Here is a 20988-nt window from a genome sequence, read left to right as displayed (position 1 = left end):
GGGGGGACCCTGTGGGAGAGTAGGACGCCGCCGAACAATTATTGTGGGAAAGCCCCGCACCTTATGGTGCGGGGCTTTTCTGCGTTCCGGACCAGACTCCACCGGATGCCCGGCATGGGGTCGAGGCCGATCCGGGCTGACGGCTCGTAGGGTTGCGGTATGGGCTACGACCTCGTCATCTTCGACAACGACGGCGTGCTGGTGGACAGCGAGCCGCTCGCCAACAGCATCCTCGCCGGGTACCTGACCGAACTGGGGCACCCGACCTCCTACGAGGAATCGCTCCACGACTACATGGGCGGCGCCGTGCACCGCGTGCACGACCTCGTGCTGGAGCGGACCGGCCGGCGGCTCCCCGACGACTTCGACGAGACGTTGTACACACGGACCTTCGCCGCGTTCGAGCGGGAGCTCAGGCCCGTGCCCGGCGTGGAAGAGGTGCTCAACGGCCTCGTCGAGCAGGGCATCAGCTACTGCGTGGCCTCCTCCGGGAGCCACGACCGGATCAGGGTCGGGCACCGGGTGACCGGCCTCGACGAGTGGTTCGAAGACGAATGGCTCTTCAGCTCGCAGGACGTCGGCCAGGGCAAGCCCGCCCCCGACCTGTTCCTGCACGCCGCCCGCGCCATGGGCGTCGAGCCGGCGCGGTGCGTCGTCATCGAGGACAGCCCGCTCGGCGTACGGGCCGCGCTCGCCGCGGGCATGGACGTGTACGGGTTCACCGGCATGATGCCCGCCGACCGGCTCGCCGGCGCGACCGGGCACTTCGGGGACATGAAGCAGCTCCCGGGGCTCCTGCAACTGCCCGTGTGATCGCTCTACCCACGGGTAGCACCTGGGCCTACGCTGTGCCGCCATGACGGTTGACGCACGGCTGCGGCGCGGGCGCAGCGCCCTGGGGTTCAGCTTCTTCGCGCAAGGCGTCGCCTTCGCCCTGCTCGTGACCCGCATCCCCGGCATCCAGGACCGGTACGGGATATCCGACGGGCTGCTGCCCGCCTTCCTCGCCGCCGTTCCGATCCTGGCCGGGGCGGCGAGCGTCGCCACCGAACACGCGGTGAAGCGCGTCGCACCCAGCGTGGTGCTCCGGTGGTCGCAGCCCGTGGTGCTGCTCTCCCTCCTGGGGGTCGGGACGGGGACGCAGCTGTGGCACGTTGCGGTGGCCCTGGGGGTGTTCGGGCTGGCGGTGGGTGCGCTGGACGCCTCGATGAACATGCTCGGGGTCAGCCTTCAGCGGGCGTACGGGCGCAGCATCATGCTGGGGTTCCACGCCGCGTACAGCCTGGGCGGGATCGTCGGTGCCTCGGCCGCGTGGGCCGGGGCGCACTGGCACCTGGGCCTGTTCGTGAGCTACCTGCCGGCCGTGGTCGTGCTGCTGCCGCTGGTCCTGGTCGTGAGCCTGCGCTACGTGGACGCGCGGCCCGAGGTCCCCGGGGCGGACGGCGCGGACGGGGGGAAGGCGGGGCGGCCGGCGAATGCCGGGAAGCTGCTGCTGCCGCTCTGTCTGGTCATGGCGTGCGCGTACATCGGTGACTCGACGGTGGCGAACTGGAGTGCCAAGTACCTCCAGGACGTGCTCGGCAGCTCCGAGCAGCTGGCGACCGTCCCGTACAACGTCTACATGGTGACCACCTTGATCGGGCGGGCCGCGGGTGACCTGGGCGTACGGCGCTTCGGCGCCGCGGCCGTGGTGCGCGCGGGGACCGTGGTGGCGGCCGGCGGGTTCGGGGTGGTGGCCGCCGCGCCGGGGCCGTGGGTGGGCATGCTGGGGTTCACGATGCTGGGGTTCGGGCTGTGCGTGATCGTGCCGCAGACGTTCGCGGCCGCGGGCCGGCTGTTCCCGGGGGGCTCGGACTCGGCGATCGCGCGGCTCAACATCTTCAACTACGTGGGCTTCCTCATCGGGTCCCCGCTCGTCGGTGCGGTGGGGGACGCCTGGAGCTACCGGGGGGCGATGCTCGTGCCGATGGTGCTTGTCCTGGTGACACTGTTCTACGCCCGCTCATTCGGCTCCGGCGACGCCCGATACGGTGTCGGGCATGAGCGGCCGCGGGTTGTTGATGTGGGACGAGGCGGTAACGAAGTATGACTTCGGACCGAGCCATCCGATGGATCCGGTGCGCCTGGCGCTGACCATGGGCCTGGTGCGGGCCTTCGGGCTGGACCGGGTGATGGAGGTACGGGCGGCCCGGGCGGCCGGTGACTCGACGCTGCGGCTGGTGCACCGGGAGGAGTACGTCGCCGCGGTGCGGGAGGTGTCGGCCGACCCCGGGTCGGCGGACGGGTCCTTCGGGCTGGGGACCATGGACGACCCCGCGTTCGCCGGGATGCACGAGGCGTCGGCGCTGATCGCCGGGCAGTCGGTGGCGGGTGCGGAGGCCGTGTGGCGCGGGGAGGCGGAGCACGCGGTGAACTTCGCGGGCGGGCTGCACCACGCGATGCCGGGGTCGGCGGCCGGGTTCTGCGTGTACAACGACGCGGCGCTGGCCGTGGCCCGGCTGCTGGAGCTGGGGGCCGAGCGGGTCGCGTACGTGGACGTGGACGTCCACCACGGGGACGGCGTGCAGGCGGCGTTCTGGGACGACCCGCGGGTGCTGACCGTCTCGCTGCACGAGCACCCCCGGACGCTGTTCCCGCAGACCGGTTGGCCGGAAGAGACCGGTGGCGCCGCCGCCCAGGGGTCGGCGGTGAACGTGGCGTTGCCGGCGGGCACCGGGGACGAGGGGTGGCTGCGGGCCTTCCACGCGACGGTGCCGGAGCTGCTGGAGGACTTCCGGCCGCAGGTGCTGGTGACGCAGCACGGCGCCGACACGCACTTCGAGGACCCGCTGGCGCACCTGGCGGTGTCCCTGGACGCGCAGCGGGCGGTCCAGGAGGCCTGCCACCGGCTCGCGCACGAGCACGCGGGCGGGCGGTGGCTGGCGCTGGGCGGCGGCGGGTACGCGGTGGTGGACGTCGTACCGCGGTCGTGGACCCACCTGGTGGCGATCGCCGGGCACCGGCCGGTCGACCCGGAGTCGGCGGTCCCGGCGTCGTGGCGGGACGAGGTGTACGCGCGGACGCGGCAGCTGGCGCCGGCCCGGATGACGGACGGGCGGGAGGCCGTGTGGCGGGACTGGGAGGGCGGGTACGACCCGGCGGACCGGATCGACCAGGCGGTGCTGGCGACCCGGCGGGCGGTGTTCCCGCTGCGGGGGATGCTGACCTGACGGTGCACCGTTACGCCAACTGTGGGGCCGAACGCCGGAATTGATGAACCGCCAGATGCGTTGGGGGAGCATCGGAGGGTGTTGAGCACCGGCGCGCTGCGTGCGCATCTGCTGGCCGCCCGGTTGGCCGGGCCCGTCGCCACCCCGAGGGAGGAGAGCCTGCGCAGTTACCGGCTGTTCGCGGCGCGCGATCCGCGGGTGATGCTGGGGCTGGACCCGGAGGGGGGCTGGGGCGAGGGTGACCTGCTGGGGCTGATGGCGGAGAAGTGCGGGGTCTCGGCGGACCCGGCACACGTCAGCGGGCCGGACGTGATCGATCCGGAGCGGACGCTGGCGGCGTTGGAGGCCTTCGCGGGGCGGCTGCGGGAGGCGGCGCGGGCCGGGTCCCCGGTGCTGTTCGGGACGGGGCACCCGCACCGGCTCCTGGGCTTCTACGCCACCTTGGCCGCGGCGGTGTCGGCGGCGGGCTGTGTTGTCCTCAGTCCGGCGCGGGGGGTGAGTGTCGACATGGCGACCCGGTTCGGCGTACGCACGCACTGCATCGATTACGTACGAGGGGTCGCATTGGTGCGGGACCCCGGCGTGCGGGAGCCCGGGAGTGCGCCCGGCGCGCACTCCCATTCACCCCTGCCGGTCCGGATCGCCCTGGGGGCCCTGGCGGAGGGCGGAGAGCCGCTGCCGGAGCTGGTGGTGGGGGACCACGGGTGGGTCTGCGGTGCAGGTCAGCTCGGTGTGGAGGCGATCGGGCTGGCCGACACGGATGATCCCGCGCTGTTCGTGGGGGAGGCCGAGGGCCGGGTCTCGGTGGCGGTTCCGCTGGACGACGCGGTGCGCGCGGACTACTACGGACCCCTCACCCGGTACGTGCTCGACCGGGCGGGGCTGTCGATGTGCCAGGAGTGGCTGTAGCTCCTCTTCCCCACTCGTATCACGCGCCCCTACTCTGGGGAGTGAGCGTGCGACGACGAGGAGTAACCGGAGGGGAAGCCGGTGCCCGTCATGCGCGGAAGGTCAAGGTGTGTCATGGCTGCTGGCGAGAGGCCTCTCAGTGAGGTTCAGTTCCTGACCGTGGCGGAGGTCGCCTCGGTGATGCGAGTGTCGAAGATGACCGTGTACCGCCTGGTGCACAACGGTCATCTGCCCGCAATCCGGGTGGGCCGGTCCTTCCGGGTCCCCGAGAACGCGGTTCACGAGTACCTCCGAGAGTCCTATGTGGGGGTGGAGTCGGCCTGAGACTGACGCCCCGGACACCCTCTCAAGCAGGCGGATTACAGGCTCAGAGCTCGGGCGGGTAGGCTAAGCCGACGTAGGTCGTGTGGGCCCAGACGCCCCGCACCGAGTGAAGAGAAGTGAGCGAGGGTAGTCGTGGGCTCTGTTATCAAGAAGCGGCGCAAGCGGATGGCTAAGAAGAAGCACCGCAAGCTGCTCAAGCGCACCCGCGTCCAGCGCCGTAACAAGAAGTAAACGGTAGCTGTACGTGTATTCCGCAGCCCCCCCACCATCCTGGTGGGGGGGCTGCGGTGCAGCCGGGGGCAGGTTGTTCCGACTAGGGAGGCGCTGAGCTCGTGGGGAAGGTCGTACTGGTCACCGGGGCGTCTCGGCAGCTGGGGGGCCGCTTCGTGCGCCGCATCCAGCGTGACCCGGAGGTCGAGCGGGTGATCGCGGTGGATGCCGTGGCTCCGCCGCACCGGCTCGGGTCGGCCGAGTTCGTCCGTACGGACATCAGGCAGTCGGCGATCGCCCGCGTGCTCGCCGAGCACGCCGTGGACACGGTGGTCCACCTGGCGGTCACCGGGGGCAGGGCGGGAACGGGCGGCGCGCACAGCACCGTCAAGGAAACGAACGTCATCGGGACGATGCAGCTCCTCGGGGCCTGCCAGAAGTCCCCGACGGTACGTCGGCTCGTGGTGAAGTCCAGTACCAGCGTGTACGGGGGCACCTCGCGGGATCCGGCCGTCTTCACCGAGACCACGGAGCCGAAGTCGCTGCCCGCGGGCGGCTTCGCCAAGGACGCGGCGGAGGTCGAGGGGTACGTACGGGGCTTCGCACGCCGGCGGCCGGACGTCGCGGTGTGCGTGCTGCGCTTCGCGAACATCCTGGGGCCCTTCGCGGACTCGGCGCTGGCCGAGTACTTCTCCATTCCGGTGATGCCGACCGTGCTGGGCTACGACCCGCGGCTCCAGTTCGTCCACGAGGACGACGTGCTGGACGTGTTGCGGCTGGCGGCGCAGGAGCCGAGGCGTGGGACGCTGAACAGCGGCACCTTCAACATCGCGGGCGACGGCGTGCTGCTGCTCTCGCAGTGCTCGCGGCGGCTGGGGCGGCCGACGCTGCCGCTGCTGCTGCCCGCGGTGACCTGGGTGGGGTCGGCGCTGAGGGCGGTCGGGGTGACCGACTTCTCGCCGGAGCAGATAAGGCTCCTGACGCACGGCAGGGTCGTGGAGACCACGCAGATGCGGGAGGTGCTCGGCTTCGAGCCGATGTACACGACCGCCGAGACCTTCGCCGACTTCGCCCAGAGCCGGGGGAGCGGGCTGTTGCCGCCGGAGCGGGTGGCGCGTGCCGTGGACCGGGTGGCTGGGATGCTGAACGTGGACGGTTCGGACGTCGGGGTCGACGTGGCTGAAGGAGCGAGGCGATAGTGGCGGACGCCAAGGTCATTGCGTTCGACGAGGACCGGCCGCGCCGGCGTCCCCCGGGACGGCGGGTACGGGCGGCTCCGCCCGTACCGCCGGAGCCGGTCGAGCAGGCGCCGCTCCTGGAGCCGGTGCCGGAGCGGCCGGCCGGAGCGGGATGGGACCGGAAGATCGCCGGCGGCCTGTCGTTCCTGCGGCGGCGGATCACCGGGGAGTACGAGGTCGACGCGTTCGGCTATGACAAGGAGCTGACGGACCAGGTCCTGATGTCCCTGATGCGGCCGCTGTTCGACAAGTACTTCCGGGTCGAGGTCAAGGGCATCGAGAACATCCCGAAGGAGGGTGGCGCGCTGATCGTGGCGAACCACTCGGGGACGCTGCCGCTCGACGGGCTGATGCTCCAGGTGGCGGTGCACGACCACCACCCGGCGCAGCGGCACCTGCGGCTGCTGGCGGCCGACCTGGTGTTCATGCTGCCGGTGGTCAACGAGCTGGCACGCAAGGCCGGGCACACCCTGGCCTGCGCGGAGGACGCGCAGCGGCTGCTGGAGTCCGGGGAGCTGGTCGGCGTGATGCCGGAGGGCTTCAAGGGGATAGGGAAGCCGTTCGGAGACCGGTACAAGCTGCAGCGGTTCGGCCGCGGTGGTTTCGTGTCGACGGCGCTGCGGGCGGGGACGCCGATCGTGCCGTGCTCGATCGTGGGCGCGGAGGAGATCTACCCGATGGTCGGCAACGCGAAGACGCTGGCGCGGCTGCTGGGGATCCCGTACTTCCCGATCACGCCCACGTTCCCGCTGCTGGGGCCGCTCGGGGCGGTGCCGCTGCCGACGAAGTGGACGATCCAGTTCGGGGAGCCGATCGCGACGGACGGGTACGCGGCGGAGGCCGCGGAGGACCCGATGCTGATGTTCAACCTGACGGACCAGGTGCGGGAGCAGATCCAGCACACGCTGTACCGCCTGCTGGTGCAGCGGCGGTCCGTGTTCTTCTGACGCTCCGGCGGGCGGTGGCCGGCGGAGCGGCCGGCCGGTCGTGAGTCCGGGCGCGCGTGAAAGCCGGCGGGGCTGGATGGGCCCCGCCGGCGTTCGGCGGTGCTACTCGGCGTCCTCCGCGTCGATGCCCAGGCCCGGGAGGATGCCCGGGAGCAGGGGCGGGAGGGTGATGTCCGGCTTGAGGTGCTCCGGAACGCCGCCCGTGGGGGGCGGGGAGGGCCGGCCCGTGGGCGGGCTGAGCAGGTCGCCCGTACCTCCCAGGAGGCCGCCCGTGGGCTGCGGCTTGGCGCTGCTCCCCGAGGGGGACGGCGCGGGGCTGCTGCCGGACGGGATGCCCGGGGTGGGGTCGGACTGCTGCTTGCCGCTGGGGGTGCCGGGCTTGGCCGGGGTGCCGGACGAACCGGATCCCCTGCTCTGCTCGGGGGGCTTGGGGAGCAGGCCCTGGAGCGGCGCGACGTCTTCGTCTATGGCCCGGAAGACGCCCTCCACTTCACCGCCCACGTCCGTGAGCTGCGCCGGGAGCTTCTCCCGGAGCCGGCCCCACGCGTCCCGGTGGGAGCGGGAGAACGACGAGAGCGTCTGCATCGGGCCGAGCGAGCCGTCCCGTTGGTAGGCCGCCTGGAGAAGCCGGTGGCCCTGCTCCGCGTCGTGCTTCATGCCCGCCAGTGCGCGGCGGATCTCGCCCAGGGACTCGTGGTCCAGCACGCCCGTCCGGCCCCGTTCCATCAGCCTGCGGGCCTCCGAGAGGCGGTTCGAGGCCTGGTCGAGATAGAGCTCGCCCCGGTCCGAGTCCTCGTCGGCCATCCCCAGCTTCAGGTCTTCCATGCCCCGTTTGATCGGGTACAGGGAATCACCGGGCAGGGCGTCCGTGCTGGCAGCGGCCACTCCGCTGAAGGCCCCTGCGGCCACACCCACGGTGAGGCCGCCTGCCGCAATGCCCTTGGACCAGCGGGAGCGGGGCCGCATTTTCCGGAGCGAGGTCGCCCGGTGGGCGCCGCGGCCGGTCCGCTGTTCGGGCACCAGAGGGTCCGAGGCGGCACCGCCCCCGGCTCTCTCCTCCAGCATCATGGCCTCCATGGCGGCGACGAGCTGGGCTCGTTGCACCACTTTGACCTGGGGGTCCAGCACTGGGCGCGGCATTCTTTCGCCGAGCGCACTCGCCAGGGCCAAAAGCCGGTCGTGGTCGGCAGGTTCGGCAGGTGCCTCGGACTGCTCGGCCGCCGGGTCCGGTTCCGGAGCATCGGACGGGGTCCGATCCTCCAGGGCCTGGGCGAAGGCGTTCGCCCGCCGGTGCGGGGTCACGTTCGCGATCACTGGCGGCACCTCCTCTCGTCATGACGATCGACTCCCCAAGGTGTCCGGAAGGTTGCCTTCCTTGAGCACGTCCACACTTTCGAGTGAGCGGCTTCGGGCAAGGCGTGTCCACAGGGAGCCTGCATTCCGCACAACGAGCGTCGCGGCACTTGGGTTACGGACGAAGGATGATCGGACCACAGCGTCATCGAGGGGTCACCGGATGTATGTGAGGTTGTGTCGTTCTGGTGGGCGTGTGAGGGGGGTCAGCGGGCGTCGTCGGGGAGGAGCCGGGCGAGGGTGCGGACCGCCCGGTACTGGAGCGTCTTGATGGCGCCCTCGTTCTTCCCCATCACCCGGGCCGTTTCGGCGACCGAGAGCCCTTGCAGGAAGCGCAGGGTCACGCACTCCTGCTGCTGCGGGTTGAGCTTCTTCACGGCCTCCAGCAGGGCCGCGTTGGAGAGGGACTCCAGGACGGAGTCCTCGGGGCTGCGCTCGACCTCATTCGCGTCGAGCATCTCGCCGGTGGTGACCTCCAGCCGGAAGCGGCTGGACTTGAAGTGGTCCGCCACCAGGTTGCGGGCGATCGTCACGAGCCAGGCGCCGAAGTCGCGGCCCTGCCAGGTGAAGGTGGAGATGCGGCGCAGCGCGCGCAGGAAGGTCTCGCTGGTGAGATCCTCCGCGGTCGCCTTGCCGCCGACGCGGTAGTAGATGTAGCGGTAGACCGTGTCGCTGTACTGGTCGTAGAGGCGGCCGAAGGCGTCGGCTTCGCCGGCCTGGGCGCGTTCGACAAGGTCCATCATGCGGGCCTGGTCGCTGTCCGCGGTGGGGCGGCGGTGGGTGGCCTGAGTGCTCGTGCCGGCGGCGCCGTTCGAGCCCCCGGCCGCGCGGCCGCGTCTGCCCACCGTCGCGCCGCCGTCGGTCAGGGCATAGCAAGGACCGGCCGGGCCGAAGCCGGCAGGGACCGCGGCGGCGAAGGCGGGGACGGCGTACGCGGTGGGGACGAAGCCGCGCAGGTGGTCGAGGACCGTTGCGCGCAGCGTAGCCAGGCCCGAGGCGTCAACCCCGACAGGTGGGTACACGGGACTCCCAGAGGCAGAGCTTCCATCACGTGCAGTGCGGGACCGTTCACCCGTCGTGGCGACAGATGACCGGAGGCATGCGTTTGAGGAGAATAACGCTTCGTACAGGCAGCGCTACACCCAGTTGCTCAAATCACCGGTTCCGACACTTCTGTTGCGTGTCCAGGGCATATTCGGTCGCTGTTGGTGATCGATTCTTGATCGGTTGGGTGCGCGGAATGGCAGCATCCCCGATGACTCACGACCGAGTCGGGCAGGCCGGAGTGCCGCGCCGGAAGCGCGGGTAGAGGTGGGCGCGGGCCCGTGGTCCGGCCGTCGGCGCGGCGGGGCCGCTGTGGGGCCGCTGTGGGGCCCGGCGTTGTTACTTGCGGCGGCGGTGCAGGGCGATGGCGGCGGCCGCGCCGCCCGCGATCGCGCCGACTCCGGCGGCGGCCGGGACGCCGACCTTCACGGCCTTGCGGCCGGTCCGATAGTCGCGCAGCCGCCAGTCGTGGGTGCGGGCATGCTTGCGCAGTTTTGTGTCGGGATTGATCGCGTACGGATGTCCGACCAGGGACAGCATCGGAATGTCGTTGTGCGAATCGCTGTACGCGGCGCAGCGCGCGAGGTCGAGGTCCTCGGCCGCGGCCAGGGCCCGGACCGCTTCGGCCTTGGCGGGGCCGTGCAGCGGCTCTCCCACGAGGCGGCCGGTGTAGATGCCGTCGACGGACTCGGCGACCGTACCGAGCGCGCCGGTGAGGCCGAGCCGGCGGGCGATGATCGTGGCGGTCTCCACGGGGGCGGCGGTCACCAGCCACACCTTCTGGCCGGCATCGAGGTGGGCCTGGGCCAGGGCGCGGGTGCCCGGCCAGATCCGCTCGGCCATGTACTCGTCGTAGATCTCCTCGCCGATGGACATCAGCTCGGAGACCTTGTGGCCCTTGACGATGGACAGGGCGCTGTCGCGGGCGTCCTGCATGTGGTCGGGGTCCTCGACGCCGGCGAGGCGGAACCAGGCCTGCTGCCAGGCGAAGCGGGCGAGCTCGCGGCGCTGGAAGAACGCGCGCTTGTAGAGGCCGCGGCCGAAGTGGAAGATGGCGGCGCCCTGCATGACGGTGTTGTCGAGGTCGAAGAAGGCGGCGGCGAGGTCGTCCCCGGCGACGGGGAACTCGGGCTCGGCAGGCTCCTGCGGTTCCCGCGCCTCGGCTTCCGCCAGTGCCTCGGCCTCCTCGCGCGCGTCCCTTTCGGGGCCGGTCAGCGGTGGGGCGTCGGCCAGAGCGGTCTTGCGGGCGGCCTCGGCCGAGGCCTCGCCTGCCAGCACGCTCCGCGCGGTGGCGGAGCGCCTACGGGGGGTGAGCCATCCCAGAGCGGCCATGACGCGAGCATAGCCACTGTGTTCGGGAGTTCCCGAACCGATGGGATGCGGAGGCGTGAACTCTGCGGGGCGCCCCCGTTACGCGGGGGCGGGGCCGGCGGCGCGCGAGAATGGGGGCATGAGTCCTTTGTTGCGCCGCAAGGAGAAGAAGAGCCCCGGCGAGCGGGTGGTGACGCTCATCGGGAAGCCCGGGTGCCATCTGTGCGACGACGCCCAGGAGGTGGTGGAGAAGGTGTGCGCCGAGACGGGCGCGCGGTGGGAGAAGAAGGACATCTCGCAGGACGAGGAGCTCTACCGGCTGCACTGGGAGCAGATTCCGGTGGTGCTGGTGGACGGCGAGCAGCACACCTTCTGGAGGGTGAACCCGGACCGGCTGCGGCGGGCGTTGGAGGGCTGAGCTACTTCCCGGTTACCATCGTGGGCGATTTATGGGGGCTAGGGCGCGTATCTGTGAGGAGTGTGTACGGGTTTGCCCCCTTCTGGATTTGAACGAGTTCGGCGTGCCGCTGGTTCCGGGGTTCCGCGCCGGGGGCGCGTGACCCCGGTCACTTTGCTCGGACAAAGCGGACACAATCTTTGTGCACGCGTTCACAAAGGCATAGCCTGCTGTGGACGGGGCGGTCCTGGGACAAGTGGCCGCCTGCAGCCCCGCTCATCCCGCAGGAGCATCGTGGCAACTGGCCGAACTCACCGACCGGCGACCCGCAGCCGAGGTATTCCCGAGGCCACTGTCGCCCGCCTTCCGCTGTACTTGCGCGCCCTCACCGCGCTCTCCGAGCGATCGGTGCCCACGGTGTCCTCCGAGGAGCTCGCGGCCGCGGCCGGAGTCAACTCCGCGAAGCTGCGCAAGGACTTCTCGTACCTGGGGTCCTACGGTACGCGCGGCGTCGGCTACGACGTCGAGTACCTCGTCTACCAGATCTCCCGCGAGCTCGGGCTGACCCAGGACTGGCCGGTCGTCATCGTCGGCATCGGCAACCTGGGCGCGGCCCTCGCCAACTACGGCGGTTTCGCGTCCCGCGGGTTCCGGGTGGCCGCGCTGATCGACGCCGACCCGGCGATGGCCGGCAAGCCGGTCGCCGGGATGCCCGTGCAGCACACCGATGAGCTGGAGAAGATCATCGAGGACAACGGCGTCTCGATCGGGGTCATCGCCACCCCGGCCGGTGCGGCCCAGCAGGTCAGCGAGCGGCTGATCGCGGCCGGCGTCACCTCGATCCTCAACTTCGCGCCGACCGTGCTGTCCGTGCCCGAGGGCGTGGACGTGCGCAAGGTCGACCTCTCCATCGAGCTCCAGATCCTGGCGTTCCACGAGCAGCGCAAGGCCGGCGAGGGCGCTGCCGCCGCCGCTGCCGCCGAGGCGTCCTCCGTGGGCGGCGCCGCCCCCGCCGCGGCCGTGGTGCCGCCGGCCGGCCGGGCCGCCGCCGTCGCCCGCAAGGGCAACCCCGAGGGCGACGTCCCGGCGGTGATGCCGGCATGAGCCTGCTCGTCGTAGGGCTGAGCCACCGCAGCGCGCCCGTCAGCGTCCTGGAGCGGGCCTCGCTGTCCGCGGACGCCAAGGTCAAGCTGCTGCACGACACCGTCGCCGCCGAACCGGCGACGGAGGCGGCGGTGCTCGCCACCTGCAACCGCATCGAGCTGTACGCGGACGTGGACAAGTTCCACGCCGGTGTCGCCGAGCTGTCCACGCTGCTCGCGCAGCACAGCGGCGTCGCGCTGGAGGAGCTCACCCCCTACCTCTACGTCCACTACGAGGACCGGGCGGTGCACCACCTCTTCTCGGTGGCGTGCGGACTGGACTCGATGGTCGTGGGCGAGGGCCAGATCCTCGGCCAGATCAAGGACGCGCTGGCGCTGGGGCAGGAACAGCACACCGCGGGCCGGCTGATCAACGACCTGTTCCAGCAGGCGCTGCGCGTCGGCAAGCGGGCGCACTCGGAGACCGGGATCGACCGGGCCGGGCAGTCGCTGGTCACCTTCGGGCTGGAGCAGCTCGCGGTGAAGACGCCGGTGGCACAGTGGGCGGCCGGCAAGCGGGCGCTGGTGATCGGCGCCGGGTCGATGTCCTCGCTCGCGGCGGCGACGCTGGCACGGGTCGGCGTCGCCGAGATCGTGGTGGCCAACCGGACCGTGGACCGGGCGGAGCGGCTCGCCGAAATTCTGGTTGCCTCGGGCACCGGGGTGCGGGCTTCGGCCATCCCGATGTGGTCCGTGCCGCAGGAGCTGACACGAGTCGACGTGGTCGTCTCGTGCACCGGCGCGACCGGGCTGGTGCTGACCGCCGACGACGTGATCGCCGCGGTGTCCCAGGGCGCCGGGGCCACCGCCCCGACGGCCGTGCCGGACCCCGAGCCGCAGGCGCCGCGCGCGCCGGCGGGCCCCGGTCCCGCCGGGCTGGACGCCGAGGTCGTGGCGCGGCTGGCTGCCGCCGCCCGCAACGGAGGGCGGCTGGCCGACGCCGGAGCCGTACGGACCCTGGCCGCCGCACCGGAGCCCGACGGGTGCCCGCTCGGCCTGGACGCGCCGGCCGCCGACGGCCGGGCCGCCCTGACCGGGGTCGACGCCAGCGCGCTCGAACTGCACGGCACCTGGGCCGACCAGGGCGAGGCCGCCGCTCAGCGGCAGCCCCGCAAGAGCGCCCGCGCGCTCGGCGACGGGACGGCCGTACGGCTCGCCCTGCTCGACCTGGCCATGCCGCGCGACATCGACGCGGCCGTGCACCGGGTTCCGGGCGTACGGCTCGTCGACATCGAAAGCCTCGCCGAAACGTCCGCCGACGCCCCGATGGCCGCGGACGTCGACGCCGTGCGCGCGATAGTGACCGCGGAAGTGGCCGCCTTCGGGGCGGCGCAGCGGGCCGCGCACATCACGCCCACCGTCGTCGCCCTGCGGGCCATGGCGGCCGAGGTCGTGGCCATGGAAGTGGCCCGGCTCGACGGACGTGTCCCCGACCTCGACGACCGGCAGCGGGCCGAGGTCACCCAGACCGTGCGCCGCGTCGTCGACAAGCTCCTCCACGCGCCGACCGTGCGCGTCAAGCAGCTGGCGAGCGAGCCCGGCGGCGCCGGGTACGCCGAGGCGCTGCGCGAACTCTTCGACCTCGACCCGCAGACGGTGGCATCCGTCAGCCGGGCAGACGCGGCCGATCCGATGAACGACGACGACCCAGGACGGGCATCATGAACACACGTCCCGACCAGCCGCTGCGGCTCGGTACGCGGCGGAGCAAGCTGGCCATGTCGCAGTCGGGCCACGTCGCCGACGCGGTCCGCGCGGTCACCGGGCGGACCGTCGAGCTCGTGGAGATCACGACCTACGGCGACGTGTCGCGCGAGCACCTCGCGCAGATCGGCGGCACCGGGGTCTTCGTCACCGCGCTGCGCGACGCGCTGGTGCGCGGCGAGGTCGACTTCGCCGTGCACTCGCTCAAGGACCTGCCGACCGCGCAGCCCGACGACCTGGTGATCGCGGCGATGCCGCAGCGCCAGGACGCCCGGGACGCGCTCGTCGCCCGCGACGGCCTGACCTTCGAGCAGCTGCCCGACGGCGCCCGGATCGGCACCGGTTCGCCGCGCCGGACGGCCCAGCTGAACCACCTGGCGCTGTCGCTGGGCAAGCGCATCGAGACCGTGCCGATCCGCGGCAACGTGGACACCCGCATCGGGTTCGTGCGCGACGGCGAGCTCGACGCCGTGGTGCTGGCCGCCGCCGGACTGAACCGGATCGGCCGCGGCGACGAGGCGACCGAGCTGATGCCGGTCGACTGCATGCTGCCCGCGCCCGGCCAGGGAGCCCTGGCCGTGGAGTGCCTCGCGTCCGACGCGGACCTGATCGCGGCGCTCGGCGAGCTCGACGACCCGTACACGCGGGCCGCCGTCACCGCCGAACGTTCCCTGCTCGCCCGGCTGGAGGCCGGCTGCAGCGCCCCCGTGGGGGCGTTCGCCGACCTGCTGGCCGACGGTCAGACTGTCAATGAAATGCGCCTGCGCGGCGTCGTCGGAACCCTCGACGGCTCGACGCTGGTGCAGCTGTCCACCACCGGACCCGTGCCCCAGTCGTACGACGAGGCAATGGCGCTCGGCCGCGAACTCGCGGACGAGATGCTGGCCAAGGGCGCGGCCGGTCTGATGGGGGAGCGAGCGTGAGCCCCACACGTCCCACCACCTCCGCTTTTCCGGGCATCGCCGCCCACGGACACGTCACCTTCCTCGGTGCCGGCCCCGGCGACCCGGGTCTGCTGACGCTGCGCGCCGTCGAGGCGCTCGCCGCCGCGGACGTGCTGATCGCGGAGCCCGATGTGCTCGACGTCGTGCGCACGCATGCGCGCGTCAACGTCGACACGCCACAGCTGACGGTAGCTGACGAGAAGTCAGCAGCCGCCGGGGTCCCTGTGATCCGGGACGCGGCCAATCTTGTCATGGAGGCCGCACGCTCCGGCAGGCGGGTCGTGCGAGCCGTCACCGGTGACCCCGGGCTCGACGGGAACACGGCCGAGGAGATGCTCGTCTGCGCCTCCGAGGGCATCCCCTTCGAGGTCGTGCCCGGCATCCCGACGGCCGTGGGCGTGCCCGCGTACGCCGGTGTGCCGCTGCGGGAGCGGGGCGACGGCAACGGCGTGCGCTTCGTGGACGCCAGGACCGCCTCGGCGCGCTGCTGGACCGAGGCGGGCGCGAGCGACGGGATACTCGTCCTCTCCTCGACCCTGGAGACCGTCTCGGCGGCCGCCGCCGAGCTGGTGGGCGCCGGGCGCAAGCCCGACACCCCGCTGACGGTGACCGTCGCCGGTACGACCACGCGGCAGCGCACCTGGTGCGCGACGCTGGGCACGATCGCGCAGGTGTTCAAGCAGGGCAAGGTGCTGCCCTCGCCCGAGGGCGCCCGGCCGGTCATAGCCGTGGTCGGTGAGCACGGCGCCGCCGCGCGCCGCGACGAGCTGGCCTGGTTCGAGTCGAAGCCGCTGTTCGGCTGGCGGGTGCTCGTACCGCGTACCAAGGAGCAGGCCGCCTCGCTCTCCGACCAGCTGCGTTCGTACGGAGCGGTGCCGCACGAGGTGCCGACCATCGCCGTGGAGCCGCCGCGGACCCCGCAGCAGATGGAGCGGGCGGTGAAGGGCCTGGTCACGGGCCGCTACGAGTGGATCGCCTTCACCTCGGTCAACGCCGTGAAGGCGGTGCGGGAGAAGTTCGAGGAGTACGGGCTCGACGCGCGGGCCTTCGCGGGCATCAAGGTCGCCGCGGTGGGCGAGCAGACCGCGGCCTCCCTCGTGGAGTTCGGCGTGAAGCCGGACCTGGTGCCGAGCGGCGAGCAGTCCGCGGCCGGGCTGCTGGAGGACTGGCCGCCGTACGACCCGGTCTTCGACCCGATCGACCGGGTGTTCCTGCCGCGGGCCGACATCGCGACCGAGACGCTGGTCGCCGGGCTGATCGAGCTCGGGTGGGAGGTCGACGACGTCACGGCCTACCGGACCGTGCGCGCGTCGCCGCCGCCGGCGGACACCCGTGAGGCGATCAAGGGCGGCGGTTTCGACGCCGTGCTGTTCACGTCGTCCTCCACCGTCCGCAACCTGGTCGGGATCGCGGGCAAGCCGCACAACGTGACCGTCATCGCGTGTATCGGGCCGGCGACGGCCAAGACCGCGGAGGAGCACGGGCTGCGCGTGGACGTGCTGTCGCCGGAGCCGTCGGTGTCGAAGCTGGCGGAGGCCCTCGCCGAGTACGGCGCGGCGCGCCGCGAGGCGGCCAAGGAGGCCGGCGAGACGGTGTTCCGGCCGAGCGAGCGGCGGCCGGGGGCGCGCAGGCGCCGTACGACCTGACCGGTCGGGAGCTGTGACGGGGGGCCCGGACGCGCGAGGCGTCCGGGCCCTTCGCCGTACGGGGCCCCGGGTGTCCGGCGCACGCCGGGTGCGGCGGCGGTGGCGGCGGTGTTCCGGGACGGGGGTGACGGGCGGGCCCGGGCGCGGTGCGTCCGGGCCCTACGCTGGTCCCGACTGTTCTCGATGCTCGAAGAGGCGACTGACAATGAGCGCGTACGGATCCTTCCCCGGCTCCCGGCCCCGCCGGCTGCGCACCACCCCGGCGATGCGGCGGATGGTCGCGGAGAACCGGCTGCACCCCTCGGACCTGATCCTGCCCGCGTTCGTACGGGAGGGCATCAGCGAGCCCGTGGCGATCTCAGCGATGCCGGGCGTGGTCCAGCACACGCGGGACACGCTGCGCAAGGCCGCCGCGGAGGCGGTCGCGGCGGGCGTCTCGGGGATCATGCTGTTCGGGGTCCCGGCGGACGAGAACAAGGACGCGCGGGGCACGGCGGGCACCGAGCCGGACGGGATCCTGCAACTCGCGATCCGCGACGTGCGGGCCGAGGTCGGCGACGACCTGGTGATCATGTCGGACCTGTGCCTGGACGAGTACACCGACCACGGGCACTGCGGGGTCCTGGACGAGCACGGGCGCGTCGACAACGACGCGACGCTTGAGCGGTACGCGGAGATGGCGCAGGTACAGGCCGACGCGGGCGTCCACATGGTGGGACCGAGCGGGATGATGGACGGCCAGGTCGGGGTGATCCGCGACGCGCTGGACGAGACGGGCCACGAGGACGTGTCGATCCTGGCGTACACGGCGAAGTACTCGTCCGCCTTCTACGGGCCGTTCCGCGAGGCGGTGGGCTCCTCGCTCCAGGGCGACCGCAAGACGTACCAGCAGGACCCGGCGAACGCGCGGGAGTCCCTGCGGGAGCTGGCGCTGGACCTGGAGGAGGGCGCCGACATGGTGATGGTCAAGCCGGCCGGGCCCTACCTGGACGTCCTCTACCGGGTGGCGCAGGCGGTGGACGTGCCGGTGTCCGCGTACCAGATCAGCGGCGAGTTCGCGATGATCGAGGCGGCGGCCGAGAAGGGCTGGATCGAGCGCGACCGGGCCATTGTGGAGAGCCTGCTGGGCATCAAGCGGGCGGGCGCGGACACGATCCTGACGTACTGGGCGACCGAGGTCGCGGGCTGGCTCCGCGAGGCGCGCTGAGCGGGGACCGGCCCGCTCGCGGGGTGGGGTGGGGTGGCGCACGCTGGGGGGAGGGTGAGTTCCTGGAGGTGGTGCGCCGTGTCCACACTCGTCGGTTGGCACGTTGAGCTCGAGTTCACCGAGGAGGGCCACCGCACGGGTGCGGCGGCCCTGGTCAGGCTCGGGGACGGCTCCGAGATGAGGGCGCGCGGCTACGCCATGCGCCATCCGTCCGACCCGGAGCAGCTGAGGGTCGGGGAGGAGATCGCGGGGGCCCGTGCGCTCATGGACCTCGCGTCGCAGATGTTGCAGAAGGCCCATTCCGAGATCGATCAGGCGACCGGGCGGCATTCCCATCCGTTGAACGGGTGACCGTTGAACCGGTGAGCCGCTGGTTCAGCGGGTGCGGCGGGTGAACAGGGTCGCGGCGAGCGCCACGGCCACGGTCGTGATGCCCGTGCACCAGGCCAGGGCCACCCAGGGCGCGTCCCCGGCGGGCCGGTCCAGGAGCAGGGCGCGCAGGGACTCGATGACCGGGGTCAGCGGCTGGTGGTCGGCGAAGCCGTGGAGCCAGCCGGGCATGGTGTCGATGGGGACGAACGCGCTGGACGGGTACGGCAGGAACATCATCAGGAAGGTGAAGCCGCCCGCCGCCTCGGGGGAGTCCGCGAGCAGGCCCAGCGCCGCCGCCAGCCACGAGATCGCGGTGATGTACGCGAGCAGCAGCCCGGCGGCCGCGAGGAAGCCGAGGGGACCGGCCTGGGGCCGGAAGCCGATGGCGAGGGCGACGGCGAGGACCAGGGCGGTGGACAGCAGGTTCTGTGTGACGGACGCGGTGACGTGCCCGGCCAGGATGGGGACGCCGCCGACGTCGAGGGAGCGGAAGCGGTCGATCACGCCGTCCTTCATGTCCTGGCTGACGCTGACGGCGGTGCTCGCCGCGCCGAAGCCCGCGCACAGCAGCATCGCGCCGGGGACGACGTACGTCACGTACGCGGTGCCGGTGTCGATGGCGCCGCCGAAGAAGTAGACGAAGATCAGCATCAGCATGACCGGCAGCATCAGGGCGGTGACCAGGCCCGCTGCGCGAACGCCCAGTGTGACAGCAGCTCCCGCCAGCCCCCGGCCCGCACGCACCGGCGCCCCGGTCAGCCCGAACCAGCTCGCCTGGATGGAACGCGGGCTCGCGGCGCTGGCCGGCACGGGCCTGGACGAGGGCGAGAAGATCTCGACGATCATCGTGGTCGGCGGGCTCGTGCGGAACGAGGCCGTCATGGCCTCCGACATGATGGACGCCATCGTGAAGTCCGGCGTCTCACCGGCCCGGGCGATGGACCGGTACGTGCGCACGCTGCGGCTTGATGACCGGCCCTGACACCCACCCGGCCGTGACGCGGCTGCTGGACTCCGACGCGTTCACGGGCTCCGGCGAACCGGACTTCCAGTTCGCTACGGCCTGGACCGGATCCTGGACGGCCTGGCGGGCCGGATCAACCGGTCCACTCCGTGAAGGCGGCCCAGGCGTCGGGGGCCAGGTCCAGGACGGGGCCGCCGCTGACCTTGCTGTCCCGGACGTGGACGGTCTCCGCGCAGCGGGCCACTTCGACGCAGTTGCCGCCTTCGCTGCCGCTGTGGGAGGACTTTCGCCAGGTCGTGGCGAACTCGACGCAGTTGCCGGCGTCGCTGCCGCTGTAGCTGGACTTGATCCACGTGAGTTCGGTGCTCATCGATCTCCTAGCAGCCGCTTCAACAGGTCCCTGCTTTCCTCAGGGTTGAGGGCCTGCGTCCGCAGCATCGCATATTTCTGAGAGAGGATGCTGACCTCGTCAAGGTTGGAAACCACCAGGCTGCCGCGCTGTGTTTCGAGGTACGCGATGTGCTGGTGGTCCGGGGTCTCCAGCAGCACGAACGGGCCGTCCAGAGCCGGGTGGGCGTGGAGGTCGAGGGGGACGGACTGGATGGCGACCCCGGGGAGCTCTGAGCAGTCCAGGAGGTGGCGGAGCTGGCCCGCGTGCACCTCGTCGCCGCCCAAGGCGTACCGGAGGACCGGTTCCCAGATGACGAAGCTGACCTGGACCGGCTGTTTGCGGCGCAGGATGCCCTGGCGGGCGATGCGGGCGGCCGTGTGGGCCTGGATCTCCTCCTCGGCGAAGATCGGAACGCGGCTGCGGAAGGCCGCTTCGGCGTAGGCGCCGGTCTGGAGCAGGCCCGGGACGACCTGGTTCTCGTACGAGCAGAACGCCTTCGCGGTCTGTTCCATCTCCAGCAGCGGTTCGGCCCAGGGCGGGATCGTGTCCACGTCCGGCATCTCGTGGGCGGCCACCGCCAGTAACCCCGGCAGGCCCAGGTGGCGGTCCATCAGCTCCGCGACGCTCGGCATCAGGGCGCGGCGGCCCTGCTCGATCGAGGCGATGGTCTCGGCGTCCAGGCGGACGAGTTCGCCGAGCTGCTTCTGGGTCAGGTTCTTGGCGGTGCGGGCGGCGGCCAGCTGGGCGCCGACCATCTTCATGGTCGTCGCGTTCGGCCGTGTGCGCTTCCTCGGTGGCATGACTGCGAACTCCCCACCCGCGTGCGTGCATTACGCCGCGCGGACCCGTACTCATCGAGGAGTACGGGTCGACGCTCGGCACCACGCTAGTGACTGCGCGCGACCACCGCTCCGTGAATCCCCACATTCAGGCAGCCCTCGGGCGTGAGCGTCTCTACCTCCGGTTGCCCCAAAGCGTCGCAGCTGCGCGCCAGTTCACACGTGACACCTTGCACGCCTGGGGGGTCGCCGGCCGGCACGACGGCGTGTTGCTCTGCGTGAGCGAGCTGGCCACCAACGCGCTGCGGTGCGGCGTCCCGCGCGGCCGCGCGACATCGGGCTCGGGCGCGGAGATGGGAGGAACTGATGGCGGTGACCCGTCAGTAGTGGGGAAATCGACCAATAGGCCGGTCCGGCACCTGCGGGTTATGCTCCAATCCGATGTCTGGTTTTCGCCGTATTTTTTGATGCAAGATGCACTGTGTTTGTGAAAGGGGGGATATGCGCGGGTACTGCCCATGCTGTGAACTCGGTGAAGCGGACGAATCGGAGCGGCAGGACAAAGGGCCCGGGTGGCTCCACCAAGGGTTCCGCCGGATATCGGACCTCACCGAGCGCGAGCTCCAGATGTTCGGCGCAATGGCCTGCGGCCCCTCGAACGAAGAGCTGTCGAAAGCGCTCGGAATGACCATTCGCACCGCGAAGTTCCACCTGGAGAACATTCGCGGAAAGCTGGGCGGCCTATCCCGGGTCCAGGTGTGCCTGCTCTCCGTGCACCACGGGATCGCCCGCTGCACCGCGGGGCACGTCTGAGGGACCGGCGCGGGGTCGACCGCGCCTAGGGAGTGGCTGACAACTGTCCCTTGGTGCACGGCGATTGGTTCTTCGTTGACCTAG

At 71.7% G+C, this 20988-nt stretch carries 23 protein-coding genes; 17 read left to right on the top strand and 6 right to left on the bottom strand.

Annotation, left to right across the window (positions count from 1 at the left end):
• Positions 1-159 precede the first annotated feature (159 nt).
• The 8 genes from ACFWTC_RS33275 (at position 160) to ACFWTC_RS33240 (ending at position 6837) form a co-directional block, all read left to right on the top strand.
• Complete coding sequence (locus ACFWTC_RS33275; RefSeq protein ID WP_383920857.1) at positions 160-813, top strand: HAD family hydrolase; 654 nt, start codon at positions 160-162, stop codon at positions 811-813.
• Between the two features lie 43 nt (positions 814-856).
• Positions 857-2089 carry an MFS transporter gene (locus tag ACFWTC_RS33270; protein WP_384029757.1) on the top strand — a complete coding sequence of 411 codons (1233 nt, stop codon included), beginning with the start codon at positions 857-859 and terminating at the stop codon, positions 2087-2089.
• A complete protein-coding gene (locus ACFWTC_RS33265; RefSeq protein WP_383920863.1) occupies positions 2040-3209 on the top strand; it encodes an acetoin utilization protein AcuC in 1170 nt (389 codons plus the stop codon). The genes ACFWTC_RS33270 and ACFWTC_RS33265 overlap by 50 nt, the downstream gene beginning before the upstream one ends.
• 78 nt (positions 3210-3287) lie before the next feature.
• Entirely contained in the window at positions 3288-4118 is an 831-nt protein-coding gene (locus ACFWTC_RS33260) for a phosphatase (RefSeq protein ID WP_383920866.1), read from the top strand.
• Between the two features lie 114 nt (positions 4119-4232).
• The gene (locus ACFWTC_RS33255; protein WP_008738568.1) at positions 4233-4442 is read left to right on the top strand and encodes a helix-turn-helix domain-containing protein; all 210 of its coding nucleotides are present in this window, start codon (positions 4233-4235) and stop codon (positions 4440-4442) included.
• Between the two features lie 132 nt (positions 4443-4574).
• The gene (locus ACFWTC_RS33250) at positions 4575-4673 is read left to right on the top strand and encodes a 30S ribosomal protein bS22 (RefSeq protein ID WP_003948845.1); all 99 of its coding nucleotides are present in this window, start codon (positions 4575-4577) and stop codon (positions 4671-4673) included.
• Between the two features lie 101 nt (positions 4674-4774).
• The gene (locus ACFWTC_RS33245; protein ID WP_383920869.1) at positions 4775-5851 is read left to right on the top strand and encodes an NAD-dependent epimerase/dehydratase family protein; all 1077 of its coding nucleotides are present in this window, start codon (positions 4775-4777) and stop codon (positions 5849-5851) included.
• Positions 5851-6837: a lysophospholipid acyltransferase family protein gene (locus ACFWTC_RS33240; protein ID WP_383920872.1), complete on the top strand. Its 987-nt coding sequence runs from the start codon at positions 5851-5853 to the stop codon at positions 6835-6837. The genes ACFWTC_RS33245 and ACFWTC_RS33240 overlap by 1 nt, the downstream gene beginning before the upstream one ends.
• A 102-nt stretch (positions 6838-6939) precedes the next feature.
• Here ACFWTC_RS33240 and ACFWTC_RS33235 read toward each other — a convergent pair whose 3' ends face one another.
• The 3 genes from ACFWTC_RS33235 to ACFWTC_RS33225 form a co-directional block, all read right to left on the bottom strand.
• Positions 6940-8151 carry a DUF5667 domain-containing protein gene (locus tag ACFWTC_RS33235; protein WP_383920875.1) on the bottom strand — a complete coding sequence of 404 codons (1212 nt, stop codon included), beginning with the start codon at positions 8149-8151 and terminating at the stop codon, positions 6940-6942.
• Between the two features lie 245 nt (positions 8152-8396).
• Positions 8397-9212, bottom strand: a complete 816-nt coding sequence (locus ACFWTC_RS33230; protein WP_383920877.1) for an ECF subfamily RNA polymerase sigma factor, BldN family — start codon at positions 9210-9212, stop codon at positions 8397-8399.
• A 361-nt stretch (positions 9213-9573) separates the two neighbouring features.
• Entirely contained in the window at positions 9574-10566 is a 993-nt protein-coding gene (locus ACFWTC_RS33225; RefSeq protein ID WP_383920880.1) for an HAD family hydrolase, read from the bottom strand.
• Positions 10567-10684: 118 nt separating this feature from the next.
• Here ACFWTC_RS33225 and ACFWTC_RS33220 point away from each other — a divergent pair, with 118 nt between their 5' ends.
• The 7 genes from ACFWTC_RS33220 (at position 10685) to ACFWTC_RS33190 (ending at position 17936) form a co-directional block, all read left to right on the top strand.
• Positions 10685-10963, top strand: coding sequence for a glutaredoxin family protein (locus tag ACFWTC_RS33220; protein ID WP_383910457.1), 279 nt, complete (start codon positions 10685-10687; stop codon positions 10961-10963).
• Positions 10964-11236: 273 nt separating this feature from the next.
• Complete coding sequence (locus ACFWTC_RS33215) at positions 11237-12046, top strand: redox-sensing transcriptional repressor Rex (protein WP_267723936.1); 810 nt, start codon at positions 11237-11239, stop codon at positions 12044-12046.
• Entirely contained in the window at positions 12043-13749 is a 1707-nt protein-coding gene (locus tag ACFWTC_RS33210; protein WP_384029755.1) for a glutamyl-tRNA reductase, read from the top strand. Before ACFWTC_RS33215 ends, ACFWTC_RS33210 begins: the two co-directional genes overlap by 4 nt.
• A complete protein-coding gene (hemC, locus tag ACFWTC_RS33205; RefSeq protein ID WP_383920886.1) occupies positions 13746-14711 on the top strand; it encodes a hydroxymethylbilane synthase in 966 nt (321 codons plus the stop codon). The genes ACFWTC_RS33210 and hemC overlap by 4 nt, the downstream gene beginning before the upstream one ends.
• A complete protein-coding gene (locus tag ACFWTC_RS33200; protein ID WP_383920889.1) occupies positions 14708-16378 on the top strand; it encodes a uroporphyrinogen-III synthase in 1671 nt (556 codons plus the stop codon). Before hemC ends, ACFWTC_RS33200 begins: the two co-directional genes overlap by 4 nt.
• 205 nt (positions 16379-16583) lie before the next feature.
• A complete protein-coding gene (hemB, locus tag ACFWTC_RS33195; RefSeq protein ID WP_383920892.1) occupies positions 16584-17585 on the top strand; it encodes a porphobilinogen synthase in 1002 nt (333 codons plus the stop codon).
• Between the two features lie 78 nt (positions 17586-17663).
• Complete coding sequence (locus ACFWTC_RS33190) at positions 17664-17936, top strand: DUF1876 domain-containing protein (protein WP_384029753.1); 273 nt, start codon at positions 17664-17666, stop codon at positions 17934-17936.
• Positions 17937-17960: 24 nt separating this feature from the next.
• Here ACFWTC_RS33190 and ACFWTC_RS33185 read toward each other — a convergent pair whose 3' ends face one another.
• Entirely contained in the window at positions 17961-18701 is a 741-nt protein-coding gene (locus ACFWTC_RS33185; protein WP_384029751.1) for an ABC transporter permease, read from the bottom strand.
• Between ACFWTC_RS33185 and ACFWTC_RS33180 the strand changes: the two genes are divergently transcribed.
• On the top strand, positions 18664-18939 hold the full coding sequence (locus ACFWTC_RS33180; RefSeq protein WP_384029761.1) for a hypothetical protein: 276 nt from the start codon (positions 18664-18666) through the stop codon (positions 18937-18939). The two genes, ACFWTC_RS33185 and ACFWTC_RS33180, sit on opposite strands and share 38 nt — an antisense overlap.
• A 115-nt stretch (positions 18940-19054) precedes the next feature.
• Here ACFWTC_RS33180 and ACFWTC_RS33175 read toward each other — a convergent pair whose 3' ends face one another.
• Positions 19055-19291 (bottom strand): DUF397 domain-containing protein, encoded by a 237-nt coding sequence (locus tag ACFWTC_RS33175; RefSeq protein ID WP_384029749.1) that lies wholly within the window; start codon positions 19289-19291, stop codon positions 19055-19057.
• A complete protein-coding gene (locus tag ACFWTC_RS33170; protein WP_384029747.1) occupies positions 19288-20112 on the bottom strand; it encodes a helix-turn-helix domain-containing protein in 825 nt (274 codons plus the stop codon). The genes ACFWTC_RS33175 and ACFWTC_RS33170 overlap by 4 nt, the downstream gene beginning before the upstream one ends.
• 453 nt (positions 20113-20565) lie before the next feature.
• Between ACFWTC_RS33170 and ACFWTC_RS33165 the strand changes: the two genes are divergently transcribed.
• On the top strand, positions 20566-20904 hold the full coding sequence (locus tag ACFWTC_RS33165) for a LuxR C-terminal-related transcriptional regulator (RefSeq protein ID WP_384029745.1): 339 nt from the start codon (positions 20566-20568) through the stop codon (positions 20902-20904).
• Positions 20905-20988 lie beyond the last annotated feature (84 nt).

This window comes from Streptomyces sp. NPDC058619, from assembly GCF_042717785.1.
In the GTDB taxonomy this organism is placed as follows: Bacteria; Actinomycetota; Actinomycetes; order Streptomycetales; family Streptomycetaceae; genus Streptomyces.
This window is presented reverse-complemented; position numbering and strand designations above follow the sequence as displayed.